The 14,106-nt window shown below is 29.1% G+C and carries 15 protein-coding genes; 12 read left to right on the forward strand and 3 right to left on the reverse strand.

The window, feature by feature from the left end:
* Positions 1 to 122 precede the first annotated feature (122 nt).
* Positions 123 to 1,469: an ATP-binding protein gene (locus B5F09_RS01470; protein ID WP_087370819.1), complete on the reverse strand. Its 1,347-nt coding sequence runs from the start codon at positions 1,467 to 1,469 to the stop codon at positions 123 to 125.
* A 377-nt stretch (positions 1,470 to 1,846) separates the two neighbouring features.
* A complete protein-coding gene (locus B5F09_RS01475; RefSeq protein WP_087299407.1) occupies positions 1,847 to 2,104 on the reverse strand; it encodes a hypothetical protein in 258 nt (85 codons plus the stop codon).
* Between the two features lie 93 nt (positions 2,105 to 2,197).
* Here B5F09_RS01475 and B5F09_RS01480 point away from each other — a divergent pair, with 93 nt between their 5' ends.
* The 7 genes from B5F09_RS01480 (at position 2,198) to B5F09_RS01510 (ending at position 8,508) form a co-directional block, all read left to right on the forward strand.
* Positions 2,198 to 2,677 carry a DNA-deoxyinosine glycosylase gene (locus B5F09_RS01480; RefSeq protein WP_087299409.1) on the forward strand — a complete coding sequence of 160 codons (480 nt, stop codon included), beginning with the start codon at positions 2,198 to 2,200 and terminating at the stop codon, positions 2,675 to 2,677.
* A gap of 47 nt (positions 2,678 to 2,724) precedes the next feature.
* The gene (locus tag B5F09_RS01485; RefSeq protein WP_087370822.1) at positions 2,725 to 4,056 is read left to right on the forward strand and encodes an MATE family efflux transporter; all 1,332 of its coding nucleotides are present in this window, start codon (positions 2,725 to 2,727) and stop codon (positions 4,054 to 4,056) included.
* Between the two features lies 1 nt (position 4,057).
* On the forward strand, positions 4,058 to 5,548 hold the full coding sequence (locus tag B5F09_RS01490; RefSeq protein ID WP_087370824.1) for a carboxypeptidase M32: 1,491 nt from the start codon (positions 4,058 to 4,060) through the stop codon (positions 5,546 to 5,548).
* Between the two features lie 394 nt (positions 5,549 to 5,942).
* On the forward strand, positions 5,943 to 6,308 hold the full coding sequence (locus B5F09_RS01495) for a PqqD family protein (RefSeq protein ID WP_087370827.1): 366 nt from the start codon (positions 5,943 to 5,945) through the stop codon (positions 6,306 to 6,308).
* Position 6,309: 1 nt separating this feature from the next.
* Complete coding sequence (locus B5F09_RS01500; RefSeq protein WP_087370830.1) at positions 6,310 to 6,747, forward strand: hypothetical protein; 438 nt, start codon at positions 6,310 to 6,312, stop codon at positions 6,745 to 6,747.
* Positions 6,748 to 6,800: 53 nt separating this feature from the next.
* Complete coding sequence (locus B5F09_RS01505) at positions 6,801 to 7,904, forward strand: radical SAM/SPASM domain-containing protein (RefSeq protein ID WP_087370832.1); 1,104 nt, start codon at positions 6,801 to 6,803, stop codon at positions 7,902 to 7,904.
* Positions 7,905 to 7,980: 76 nt separating this feature from the next.
* On the forward strand, positions 7,981 to 8,508 hold the full coding sequence (locus B5F09_RS01510) for a class I SAM-dependent methyltransferase (protein ID WP_087370835.1): 528 nt from the start codon (positions 7,981 to 7,983) through the stop codon (positions 8,506 to 8,508).
* Positions 8,509 to 8,516: 8 nt separating this feature from the next.
* Here B5F09_RS01510 and B5F09_RS15265 read toward each other — a convergent pair whose 3' ends face one another.
* Positions 8,517 to 8,651, reverse strand: a complete 135-nt coding sequence (locus tag B5F09_RS15265) for a hypothetical protein (RefSeq protein ID WP_255375478.1) — start codon at positions 8,649 to 8,651, stop codon at positions 8,517 to 8,519.
* A 477-nt stretch (positions 8,652 to 9,128) separates the two neighbouring features.
* Here B5F09_RS15265 and B5F09_RS01515 point away from each other — a divergent pair, with 477 nt between their 5' ends.
* From B5F09_RS01515 to B5F09_RS01535, 5 genes are all read left to right on the forward strand, one after another.
* Positions 9,129 to 9,398 (forward strand): HPr family phosphocarrier protein, encoded by a 270-nt coding sequence (locus B5F09_RS01515; RefSeq protein ID WP_087299425.1) that lies wholly within the window; start codon positions 9,129 to 9,131, stop codon positions 9,396 to 9,398.
* A 98-nt stretch (positions 9,399 to 9,496) separates the two neighbouring features.
* Entirely contained in the window at positions 9,497 to 10,474 is a 978-nt protein-coding gene (gene mraY / locus B5F09_RS01520) for a phospho-N-acetylmuramoyl-pentapeptide-transferase (protein ID WP_087370838.1), read from the forward strand.
* 1 nt (position 10,475) lies between these two features.
* On the forward strand, positions 10,476 to 11,819 hold the full coding sequence (gene murD, locus B5F09_RS01525; RefSeq protein WP_087370842.1) for a UDP-N-acetylmuramoyl-L-alanine--D-glutamate ligase: 1,344 nt from the start codon (positions 10,476 to 10,478) through the stop codon (positions 11,817 to 11,819).
* A gap of 188 nt (positions 11,820 to 12,007) precedes the next feature.
* Entirely contained in the window at positions 12,008 to 12,970 is a 963-nt protein-coding gene (locus tag B5F09_RS01530; RefSeq protein ID WP_087370844.1) for a PD-(D/E)XK nuclease family transposase, read from the forward strand.
* Between the two features lie 106 nt (positions 12,971 to 13,076).
* A complete protein-coding gene (locus B5F09_RS01535; RefSeq protein WP_087370847.1) occupies positions 13,077 to 14,096 on the forward strand; it encodes a LacI family DNA-binding transcriptional regulator in 1,020 nt (339 codons plus the stop codon).
* Positions 14,097 to 14,106 lie beyond the last annotated feature (10 nt).

The raw sequence follows: 14,106 nt of genomic DNA on the forward strand, positions 1-14,106 counted from the left end.
TTTTTATTCATAGTACCATTATATTTTAGATAGATATTTATATTTGTGATTTTCTTCGCCGGAGTATAGTTGTTTTTTGCTTGACAATTTAATCATTTTGATGATATTTGTTTTTTAATTTTTTATTTAATATTATTTTTATCTCTTAAGAATCTTTTTAAAAAGAATGCTAAAAAATAAGGAAAAGTATAGAAATAATCATTAAATCCAATATTTTTATTAGCAAACTTGATTCCGTAATGAATATCTGAATATTTCTGGTCTTTAATTAATTTATTAAGTGATGTTGTAGCTTGATCATTTGCTTTTACTTCGACAGGAATAAGAGAGTTTCTATCTCGTATCATGAAATCCATCTCAATGGTACTTTTTTCATTTTTATAAAAATAAAGCTTATATCCCTGTTTAACAAGAATTTCTGATATGATATTTTCATATATTGCCCCTTTATAGGTATTAAAGTTTTTATTGTAACGAAGATCTTCTTGAACTTCTTCATCGAGGGATCCAATCAATAATCCTGTATCGCCAAAGTATAATTTATAATTGTCGGGATTGTAGTTTCCTTTTAATGGCAGTTCTGGAAGTCCCATGCAATAACAAACATTTACGATACCCGCATTGGATAGCCAATCTACAACTCCTACATAATCTCTATTTCTAGCATTTTTCTTTATCTTAGAGATTTTAAATTTTTTGTTGTCACTACCTAAAAATATAGGGAATTTTCTGTATATATCTAGGATTCTTCCTTTGTCTAGGCCGCCTGCATATTTAGTAATATCTTCTTCATAATCTAATAATAATTGTTTTTGTAATTGAAGCGTCCCACTATAATTTTTTTGGGTCACAAAAGTAAAAACAACTTTTGGCATGCCGCCTAATACCATGTATTCTCTAAAATTATCTAGAAGAATATTATATTCTAATGTTGATAATGGTTGAATATTCAGCATTTTTTTATAGAAACTTTCAATCTGCTCATCTTTATAACCTTTTGCCCATAAATATTCTTCAAAATCTAAGGAATACATTTCATAGTCTTGTTTATATCCAACACTGTTTGATTCTATTTCTTGATAATTAATTCCCATCAGTGAACCAGAACAAATAACATCATATCGTCCATCTATTTGAAAAGATTTTAAGCTTGTCGCACAGTTGATGCAGTCTTGTATTTCGTCAAAGAAAAACAATGTTTCGTTTTCGATGAATTGAAATTCAGGATTAATAAGAGAAATATTTCTTATTATCGTATCTACATCAAAACCATCATCAAATATAGTTTTATATTGTTTTTGAAGAACAAAATTGATTTCAATAATTGATTTATAATGATTTTTAGCAAAATGTTCTATAGCTTCAGTTTTACCTATTTGCCTAGCACCTTTTATAATTAAAGGATATCTATTATCTGTTTTTTTCCAATTTTCTAGAATCTTATCAACTTTACGTCTTAATCGCTCCATATTATCACCTCTTGTTTGTTACAAATTTCTCTTATCACAAAATTCCGAAAGATTATAGTGTTATTAAACACATTTTTCTCTATATTTAAAGTGTTATTTTCACATTTTTCTATAATTTTATAGATTATTCTACACATTTTTCCAATTTTTAATATTTTAGTCAAGAAATGTATTTATATAAATATTGAAATTTAAAACAATAGAGGGATAATGGTTATCCCTCTATTCTATTAGATATAATTTTTCTTGATAAAGCATTTTTTCATTATTGCTGTAACTACCAGTTAGAACATGTTTACCATTTATATAGTCACCATTAAAGCTAAATGATAAATCTCTATCTTTGTCAAAGCCAATTAAAGTTGCATTAATGGTACTTAGTGGTGAACATTAGCACAAGTGATTTTTTCTAAAACTTTTAAAACGTTTAAAAAATTATTATCTGGATTATCAATATCTGTCCATTTATCAAGGTTAATAGGTAAACACATTTGATCATCAATGATTATTAGTTCTTCAGGTGTTAATTTGTAAATAGATTTACATTGGTAAAAGACATCTAATATTTTTTGTTTTGATTTAGTTTTAAAAATTATTTTAGCATTTTCAATGTTATTAAGAGAATATTCTTTCATAATTAAATTAACTCCTTTTAATATTAATTAATAATTGATATGATAATTATATCATTTATTGGTAGTTTTTAAAAATGAAAGAGGGATTAAATTATGAAGGAGTATCATTTGATTGAACCGATATATGATAAAGATTCAAAAATACTAATTTTAGGTTCTTTTCCATCGGTTAAATCACGCGAAGCTAACTTTTTTTATCATCATCCCCAAAATCGTTTTTGGCGTGTTTTAGCAGCTGTTTATCAAGATACTGTACCTGAGGAAATTGCTGATAAAAAGGCTTTTTTAAAACGCCATCAAATTGCTTTATGGGATGTTATAGCTAGCTGTAATATTAAAGGCTCTAGTGATAGCAGTATTAGTGATGTTGAGGTTAATGATTTGAATATGATTATCGCTAATAGTTCAGTTAAACATATTTATACTAATGGTAATTTAGCTGATAAGTTATATCACCGTTATTTTGATGCGATTATTGATTTGCCGGTAACTAAATTACCATCAACTTCACCAGCTAATGCTGCTTATTCGTTAGATAAGTTATTAATATACTGGCGTGTAATAAATGAATAAGTTTGACTTTATTTTAACAAATAGCTATGATATTGGAAGGTGATGTTATGACAGAGGGGAATATTGCAACAGCATTATTAAAATTTTCAATTCCGATGATTTTAGGAAATTTATTACAGCAGTTATATAATGTTGTTGATACTTTTATTGTGGGACATTATATTGGAACTGATGCCTTAGCAGCAGTTGGTTCTTCGTTTACGTTAATGACGTTTTTAACTTCGATGATTTTAGGTTTATGTATGGGTAGTGGCGTCTTGTTTTCGATGTTTTATGGTGCTAAAGAGCATGATAAAATGAAAGTTTCTTTTTTTGTCTCATTTGTAGGAATTGCAATATTTTCAATTATCCTGCAAATAATATGTTTACTGCTGATAAATCAAATCTTAGTATTTATGAATATACCAGGTGATATATATAAAGCTACGTATGATTATTTATTCATTATTTTTATGGGAATCATCTTTACGTTTTTATACAATTATTTTGCTTCTTTACTTAGAGCACTTGGTAATTCTAAAACTCCATTAGTGTTTTTAGCTATAGCAGCGATTATTAATATAGTTTTAGATATCTTTTTTATCACTAGTCTTAATTTAAATGTCGCTGGAGCAGCACTTGCAACAACTATTGCTCAAGCCTTTAGCGGGATTGGAATAATGATTTATTGTGTGATTGTCAAAAAAGAATTGCTGCCAGAAAAGAAACATCGTCATTTTGATAGAGCGATATTTAAAAAGATTAAAGATTATTCATTATTAACTTGTGTCCAGCAATCAGTTATGAATTTTGGAATCTTATTGATTCAAGGATTAGTTAATAGTTTTGGATTAGTTACGATGGCTGCTTTTGTAGCAGCAGTTAAAATTGATTCGTTTGCTTATATGCCGGTTCAAGATTTTGGTAATGCTTTTTCAACTTATATTGCTCAAAATAAGGGTGCTAATTTAGAAGGAAGAATAAAAGCTGGTTTGAAAGTAGCTATTACAATATCAACAATTTTTTGTTTAATTATTTCAGCTATTGTCTTTATATTTGCAGATAAATTAATGTTGATCTTTATAGAACCATCAAAAATAGAGATAATTCGTCAAGGAGCTCAATATTTACAAATTGAAGGAATATGCTATGTAGGAATTGGATGTTTGTTTTTATTATACGGTTACTACCGTGGGGTTGGAAAACCAGGTATTTCTGTAGTTTTAACAATCATTTCTTTAGGAACAAGGGTTGTTCTTGCTTACGCGTTTGCTCCATTTTTTGGAACTCTAGCTATCTGGTGGGCAATACCGATAGGATGGTTTTTAGCTGATGCAACTGGTATAATATTTGGTATTAAAAAAGAAAAATGGTTAAGTAATAAATTTAAGGAGGCATGACATGAATTTTCAAGATTTACAAACATATATTGATAAACGACAAGCATTAAATCAAGCACTAACACTATTTTCCTGGGATCAAGAAACTGAAGCACCAGAAAAATCAATGGCGCTAACAGCTAAATCCGTTGGATTATTATCAGGAGAATTGTTTAAAACAATTACTGATCCTAAAGTAAAAGAAATTTTATCAGATTTAGAAAAACAAGAGCTTACTATATCACAAAAAGCAATTGTAAAAAAATGGCTAAAAGATATACGCGACTTAGAAAAAATTCCAGCTCAAAAATATCAAGAGCATCAAGAACGTCTAATGATTGCTCAAAGAGTCTGGCAAAAAGCTAAGTTAGAAAACAATTATCAGTTATTTATGCCATATTTAAAAGAGATTGTTGCAACCGAAAAAGAATTTGCTCAATATCGAAAAACTAATGAAGCTTGTTTATATGATGTTGTATTAGAAGATTATGAACCAGGTTTCCATGTAGAACAATTAGATGAATTTTTTAATCAGTTAAAAGAACACATCGTTCCATTATTAAAAGAAATCCAAGCTTCACCAATAAAAATTGATAAAGAATATAATTATAAACATTATAGCTTAAATAAACAAAAAGAATTCAACCGCTGGTTAGCTGGTTATGTTGGTTTTGACTTTAAAAAAGGTGTTATTAAAGAAAGTGAACATCCATTTACTACTGAATTCCATAATCACGATGTTCGAATTACTACTCATTATTACAAAAATAATTTAGAAAGTGCTTTATTTTCAACAATTCATGAAAGTGGTCATGCTATCTATGAAATGAATATCGATGACGATATTACTATGACTCCAGTAGGATCAGGAGCTTCAATGGGAATGCACGAGTCACAATCACGTTTCTATGAAAATATTATTGGTCGCAGTGAAGAATTTTGGAAACCAGTTTATCCACGTTTACAAACATTTTTTGCTGATAACTTAGAAGAAGTTTCATTAGAACAATTTGTTCAAGGAATTAATAAAGTTGAAGCTAGTTTAATTAGAACAGAAGCAGACGAACTTACATATCCATTGCATATTATGATTCGTTACGAATTAGAAAAGAAAATGTTTGCAGGAGAAGTTGACTTTGAACAGCTGCCACAATTATGGAATCAGCTTTACCAAGAATATTTAGGAATCACCCCACAAAACGATAGCGAAGGAATATTACAAGATATTCACTGGGCTGGGGGTTCATTTGGATATTTCCCAAGTTATGCTTTAGGTAGTGCTATTGCTGCTCAAATCTATGCTCATATGCAAAAAACAACAGCTGTTGCTGATTGGGTTGAATCTGGAGATTTTCAAGTATTAAAAAAATATCTACAAGAATATATTCACCAATATGGGGCTATTTATCAAACTAATGAATTATTAGAAAAACTAACCGGTGAAAAATTCAATCCTAAATACTACATCGAATACTTAACAAACAAATTTACAAAACTCTATCATCTTCGATAGAGTTTTCTTTCCTATATTTAAAAAACATTATTTTTTGATGTTATTATCAAATTAACTTATTTTACCTTATTAAACCATATTTTTTTACATTGTGTTATTTTACATATAAAAACTATTTATAACTATAAATAATCATATCCAAAAATTAAAAAAATTCAATTCTATAAAAACAAGACAACTAGCTAATTTACAAAAATAAAATAATAAAAAAATCACAAATAACAAAAAGATTAACTATTAAATATTTTTCTGTAAATCATAAAAACATTTGATTCTATCAATGTTTTCTAGATTTGACGTAAAATTTAGAAGTATTATAATTAATGTTATAAGAATATATACAATAATTGTTAATGTTGTATAACATTCTTAATGCAGGAAGGAGAGGGGTCTTGTGAAAACATATACTAAACCAGTAGTAAATTTTAACAAAGATGGTAATACTAAAAATGTTAAAACACTGGAAGATATAGATACTAAAACTCTATTTCGAATCAATCCTAATTATTTACTTCGCCAAGTAGCTGATGATTATGTAATAATTCCGATTGATGATGAATTAGAACTTAGCAATGCAATCATGACTCCAAATCGTAGTGCTGTTTTTATCTGGAACGAGTTTTTAGATGCTAATACGATTGAAAATGTCGTAAAAAAAGCATTATCAAAATACGATGTTTCAGAAGAAACAATTAGAAGGGATGTTAGAAGATTCGTTTTTGAATCTCTTAACAAAAAGATTATTGAGGAGGTAAATTAATATGTTAGAAAAATGGGAAACACCAAGAGTAACAATTCAAGAATTTGAACCAAACGAATATGTAGCTGTTTGTTGGGGAGTTGCTTGTGATGTTAGCTGGGCTAATAATTACGAACAAAAATATGGATTTTGGGATGGTGGAGATGTATCGCATGCTAGTGATCATTGTGGTAATTCTTCTAATCAGGTAATTTATGATCATAATGACGATGGTGTAGGTGAAGCAATGGTGGAAACTGGTACCGATGGATTAGGAACTCTAGATTGTACTATTTATACTGATTATGATTGGTATACAGGAAGATTTACTGGACAAACTTCTGCTTCACAAGTAGAGGTTGGGGATTTGATTTATTGGACTACAAGTTCTGGTAATCGTACTTGGCATCATAGAGGGACTGTAACAGCTACTGCAGAAGGTCACCCAAATCGTTCTTAATATTAATAAGCTAAAAACCGAGCAATCGGTTTTTATTTGTATAGGAGAAAAATATGGATTTTTTAGATGGGGAAAATACAGTCGAAAAGATGTTGATAAAACATGGGGTTAAAGATAAAAGGCCGGTTAGTGGTACTTTGGAGTTAACACCGTTGTGTAATATGAACTGTGATATGTGTTATGTTCATTTAAGCAATGAAGAGATGAATAAACAGGGGGAGATATTAGACATTGATAAGTGGCTTGATTTGGTGGAACAGTTGGAAAAAGCTGGGGTTTTATTTATTATGTTAACTGGTGGTGAACCGTTATTGTTTCCAGGTTTTAAAGAATTATATTTAAAACTTAAAAGAATGGGAATGGTAATAACAGTTAATACTAATGGAACGTTGATTGATGAAAAGTGGGCAGCTTTTTTTGGTGAAAATAAACCACGGCGTATTAATATTACTTTATATGGTAATGATGAAAAAATTTATCGTGATTTGTGTCATTATCCAGGTGGTTTTGAAAAGACAGTTCGAGCAATTAAATTATTAAAAGATCATGGTGTAAAGGTAAAGATGAATGGTAGTGTTACTAAAGCTAATTTTGATCAGATCGATGATATGTATCGGATTGCTCAGGAACTAGATGTTCCTTTACATATGGATACTTATATGTTACCAGGATTAAAGGATCGTTTTAAAGCGTTTGAAGAACAATCTCGTTTAAGTCCTGAAAATGTAGCTCAAGCAAGAATTAAAGTGTTAAAAAATGAACTAGGTGATGAGGTGTTTTTAAATTACGTTGATTCAATGTTGATGAAGGTCAAGCAGCAATATAATTATGGTTGTGGTATTGAGTGTCAAGCTGGTAATTCTTCATTTATGGTTAACTGGCAGGGATTAATGAAACCTTGTGTTAGTTTGTTTACACCAGCAGTAGACGTTTTTAAAACTGGTTTTGAAAATGCCTGGAAACAGATCGTAACTGAAAGTAAAGAATTAAAAATAAATGAAAAATGTGCTCAATGTAAATTAAGACCACTTTGTAATACGTGTGTAGCGACAGCTAATTGGGAAACGGGTAGTTTTACAGAAATTCCTGAATATTGCTGCAAAGAGGCTAAGGAAATGTTACGGCTGTTGTTATTGGAAAAGAATAATAATCAATAAAAACGAAATCATTAGGTTCCATTTTTGTTTCATTAGCGAGTGTTTTTAGATATAATGGAACCGAAAGGGTGAGATGATGGAATCGATGATTGAGTTTGTTCATCGTAGAATTGAAAAAAATAATTACAACATCGCTGTTGATTTTACGATGGGTAATGGTTATGATACGCTATTTTTAAGTGGTTTAGCTAATAAAGTATATAGTTTTGATATTCAAAAGCAGGCTTTAGTTAATACTAAAGAAAGATTAAAGGATGTTAATAATGTTGAACTTATCTTAGATAGTCATGAACATGTAGATAAATATGTTGATAGTATTGATGTTGGTATTTTTAATTTTGGTTATTTACCTAATGGTGATCATAGTATTACTACTAAAGCTGATAGTAGTTTACAAGCAATAAAAAAAGGAATTGAGTTATTAAATCCAGGGTGTATATTGTATTTGGTTGTTTATGTTGGTCATGATGAGGGGAAAAGGGAAAGTGTGATTATTGATGAATATGTTTCGAAACTGGATTTTAAGTTGTTTAATGTTGGAATGTTTAAAATGATTAATAAGGGGCTAGCTCCTTATGTAATAATGATTGAAAAAAGAAAATAGATTCTAGTTTAAGAATCTATTTCTTGAGTAGATGGTGTTTCATCTACTTTTTTATTTGTTTTGATGTTATTGATGATATAACCTAAACAAAAGATAATTACAGCTGTTGCTAGATAGTCAAGAGTATTATTAACATAATACATAATACAATCATACCATTGTGTAGTAAAAGAAATTGACCCAGCAGCATGTAATGATAATTAATAAGTAGTTATATCATAGAAATTTAATACAAAAGCAATTAGCATAATTGCAGCTATAATATAGATAAATATAACTAATTTGCTAAGTGGCTGTTTATTTTTTGATGTCATTTAGGCCTCTCCTTTCATAGCTCTTAACTATAATTCATCATTGTGGGATAATTGTGGGATAAATGTTGTTTTATGAATTAAAGTTCATTTTTTTGTGCAAATATAGTGGAATATTTATGTAATAATTAGAAAATAATTGGCAATCGATTAAGTGGAATATATTTGTTTTTTTTAACATATTGATTAGATGTAGCGTTGTTTTGAAAGAGTCATTATTTGATGTTATTTTAGTAAAAAAGGATGTCATTATTAATGAAATTACTTAGTAACAATGTTATAATATAAGTAACAAAGGAGGAATGCAACATGGTAAAAAGAATTAATGTTACCGTAACTGATCCAGTTGGTCTTTATGCTACTCCAGCAACAGAATTAGTTGATAATATGAAGGTGTTTAAAAGTGATATTAAACTAGTCTACGCTTCAAAAACAGTCAACATGAAATCATTGATGGGAGTTTTATCATTAGGAATACCAACCATGGCTAAAATTGAAATAATTGCTGATGGTGAAGATGCCGAAGCAGCAATTGATCAAGCAATGAAAAAGATGAAAGAGTTAGGTATTTGCGATTAACAGTGATTGAATAAAAGGGACTTTTGTCCCTTTTATTTTGCCTATTTATCGATAATATGATATAGTAAAGACGAATTTGAAAAAAAGGGGTCAGATACATGGAAAATTTTCTTAAGTTAGTATTTGCTTTTGTGATTGGGTTTATTTTAGTAGTAATAGCCATGCCAAAAGTAATACCATTTTTACATAAGATGAAATTTGGACAGGTAGAACGTGAAGAAGGTTTAGAATCTCATAAAGTAAAAAACGGGACACCAACAATGGGTGGTATTGTTTTTGTCTTAGCAGCAATAATCGCAGCTGTAATCGTTAATATTGGTGATTTATTTAATCCAGAAATTATTTTAGCGACAATTGTTTTAGTTGGTTATAGTTTAATTGGCTTTGTAGATGATGCTTTAATTATCATTAAACATAGTAATAAAGGATTACCACCATTAGCTAAATTATTAGCACAGATTGCTCTTGCAATTATTTGTTATTTCTTTGCAATGAATTTTATCCCTGGATTTACTTCAGTAGTAACAATACCAATTGTTAAAGTGGATATTGATTTTGGTATTTTATATCCAGCATTAATTCTATTAATGTTTGCTGGTACTAGTAACGGTGTTAATTTATCAGATGGACTTGATGGTCTAGCAACAGGGCTTTCAATGGTTGCGATTGCACCATTTATCATTTTTGCAACAATGACTAAAGATTATGCTCTTGCAAGTTATGCAACAGCAATGGTTGGGGCTTTACTTGGATTTATGATGTTTAATTATCATCCAGCTAAAATCTTTATGGGCGATGTTGGTTCACTTGGTTTAGGTGGTTTTCTTGCTATTCTAGCAATTTTAACTAAACAAGAATTATTGCTTATTTTAGTTGGTGGTGTATTTATAATGGAAACTGTTTCAGTTATCATTCAAGTTGTTTCTTTTAAAACAAGAGGAAAACGAGTTTTCAAAATGGCACCAATTCATCATCATTTTGAAATGTTAGGATGGTCTGAACAACAGGTAACAATTTCATTTTGGTTTATTGGTTTTATTTGCGGAATTTTATCAATTGTAATCGGGGTGTTATAAAATGTTAACTGGTAAAAAAGTATTAGTAATTGGTTTAGCTCGTAGTGGTAAAGCGGCAATTAGATTATTACATCATTTAAATGCAACTATTACTGTAAATGAAGCTAAGGAGGCTAATGATATTCCTGAATATCAACAATATGTAGATATGGGAATTGAAATGGTTACTGGTAGTCATCCAGATGAATTGTTTGAACGTGATTTTGATTTTGTAATTAAAAATCCCGGTATCAATTACCATAAGCCTTTTATCTTACGTTTAAAACAACGTCAGATTCCAGTTTATACAGAAATTGAATTAGCTTTTCAGGTAGCTAAAAAACAACATTATATTGGAGTAACTGGTACTAATGGTAAAACAACAACAGTTACACTAATTGATAAAATATTAAAAGGTAAATATCCAAATGTTCATTTGGCTGGCAATGTTGGTTATCCTTTATGTGATATTGTTATGGATAATAATTTGCTGGAAGAAGAAAATCACTATGTGGTTATTGAAATGAGTAATTTCCAATTATTGGACATTGATACTTTTAAACCACATCTTTCAACGATCATTAATCTAACACCTGATCACTTAGATTATATGGCATCACTTGATGAATACTATGCTTCAAAAACAAATATTTATAAAAATACTGATCAAGATGATTATTTTATTGTTAATAAAGATGATAAGACAGTATTAGAATATTTAGATCGTTATCAAGTACCTTGTCAAAAAATAACTATTTCATTGATTGATGAAGCTGATTGTATGATTAAAGATAACGCTATTTATTATCAAAATGAATTTATTATTGATATTGCTGATATTAAAGTAGTTGGTAAACATAATTTACAAAATATTATGGTTGCCATTTGTATGGCTAAATTATCAAATGTAGATACTAAAATTATTAATCAGGAAATTGCGTCATTCATTGGTGTTGAACATCGAATTGAATTTGTTCGAGAAATTAATGGTGTTAAAGTCTACAATGATTCTAAGGCAACTAATACTGATGCTAGTATTATTGCATTAAAAGCTTTTGATAAACCAGTTATTTTACTAATGGGTGGTTTTGAAAAAGGACTAGATTTACAAGAAATGGCTAGCTATGGTAATAAAATTAAACGTTTAGTTACTTTTGGAGCAGCTGGAAAACGATTTAAAGAAGAAATGCATATTGAAAATAGTATTTATGTTGAAAATCTTGAGGCAGCAACACTTGAAGCATTAAATCATGCTGAAAATGGCGATATTATCCTATTGTCACCATCAACAAGCAGTTTTGATGAGTTTTCAGGTTATGAACAGCGAGGAAAAGTGTTTAAAGAAATTGTAAACAATTATAAATAATAAAGTCATCAATTGATATATACTTTGTCAAGTAGACACGGTAAAATTATATGTTAGTCATCGCGTTATCATAACGTTGATGACTTTTTTAGTTATATAATGGCTAATAATTTAATTAAAAAATCATTCGAAAATTAAAAGAAAAAACCTCTTTTGTAAATGTATATAAATAACAAAGGAGGTTTTTTATGAAAAAGATTATCAAAAAAGTTTATGATTTTAAAAGTGATGTTCTTTTTAAATATTCTTTAGCTGATGATAAAGATTATGATTGTCGTTATTTGTTAAAACTGTTTATTGAAGGTATTTTAAATATTCAATGTCAGGATATCAAAGTTTTGAATCCGGATTTAAGTAGTGATCATGTTGAAGATAAAGATATGATCTTAGATATTAGAGTAACGGTTGCATCGGGTAAGCAGATTGATATTGAAATGCAGAACTCATCTTTTTCTGTTAGTCAACGTCATCGTTTTCAACTCTACGGGGCTAAAATGCTTACATATCAAGAAAAAAAGGGTAATAAATATCAATTTATTAATCCAGTCTATCAAATTATTTTTATCAACGATATAGATAGTGATAATCTACAGCTTTATGATACATATCAAAGTAGAAATAAAGAAGGTAAATTAGAAAAGAATAATCTGATGAATCGAGTATATGTTCAAGTACCATATATCAATGTCATAAAGCAGTATAAAAAACTAGATGAATTCAGTGAATTAGAGCTGGCGATCTATATATTTGCAAACGGGATAACAGATGATATAATGAAACTGAAAGAAGCAAAGGTGATTGAGATAATGAAAGACAAGATGGAAAGATTTAATCAGGACGATGAACTAAGATTAGCAGCATATAATCGGGAGTTAAATATTTATGCTCATGAGATGGAACTTGAAGAAAGCTATCAAAAAGGGGTGGAAAAAGGCGAAAAGGATGGAATGAAAAAAGGAATCAAAGAGGGAATCGAAAAAGGTAAAAAAGAAGAAAAGGAACAATTAACTTTGCAATTATTTAAATCTAGATACCCAGATGAAGATAGTAGTTTTCTAAATAACTTAGAAAGTGAAAACTATGATATGGTCTTTAAAATGTTATTGGAAAATCAATCACTTGAAACAATCAAGAAAGCAATTAAAAAATAATAGATAGAAGCTGCTGATTTAGCAGCTTTTCATTTTTTCAAGTTATTTACTGTTGAAAATAAAGGACAGATACTTGAAAATAATAATATACAAAAGGAGGAAGCCTATGAAAGTCACGATGAAAGATATCGCTAAAAAATTAAATGTTTCAATTAATGCTGTATCAATTGCATTAAACGATAAACCAGGCGTAAGTGATGAAATGAGACTATTGATTTTAAAGACGGCTGATGAAATGGGTTATATTAATGAAAAAAGAAAATATCTATCAGTGTTTTCTAAATCAAATATTGCGATTATGATGCAAAGCTATTATGCCGATACCGGTCATTTTTATTCAATTGTTTTACGTTCGATCGTTGAAGAGGCTAAGAGTTTAGGTTATTTTTCAATTATGAATTATTTTGATGATTCTAATATGGAATTGCCTGAATGTATCGTTGATCGAAAAGTAGCCGGTATTGTCATTGTTGGTAAAATATCGGATATGAATTTAAATCAATTAAAACAAACTGGAATTCCGATTGTTTTAGTCGATTTTACGTCATTATATGATAGTTGTGATTGTGTTTTGACTCATAATAAACAAGGTGGCTATATGATTAGTGATTATGTAATTCAAAAAGGTTATCGAAAGATTGGTTTTTTTGGTGATTTGAATTATTCATTAAGTTTTCAAGATCGTTTCATTGGTTATAAAGAAGCATTGATTAATCATCAAATTATTAATGATTATTTTGATGATGAATATATTAAAAAATATTCTTTTTTAGAAAATATTGAAAAATATATTATCAATAATCAAATTGATGAGGTAGTAAAAATATTAAAATCTAAGGAATTGCCCGATGTTTTAATATGTGCTAATGATTCTAATGCCTTTGCGGTTATTAAGGCTTTGGTTCAAATGGGGTTGCGTGTTCCTATCGATATTGGAGTTACTGGTTTTGATGATACCCCGCTTTGTGAAAAGTTTATTCCCCCGCTTACAACGGTTCAGGTCCAAAAAGAAGCTATGGGTAAAGAAGCGGTCGCTAGATTAGTAGATCGAATTCAAAGAAAGGATTATCCTAAAAAAACAGAGTTATTAAGTGTTAAGATCATTGAACGAGCTTCTGTAAAATAGAAGCAGTTTT

Source organism: Erysipelatoclostridium sp. An173 (assembly GCF_002160495.1).
GTDB classification, from domain to species: Bacteria; Bacillota_I; Bacilli_A; order Erysipelotrichales; family Coprobacillaceae; genus Thomasclavelia; species Thomasclavelia merdavium.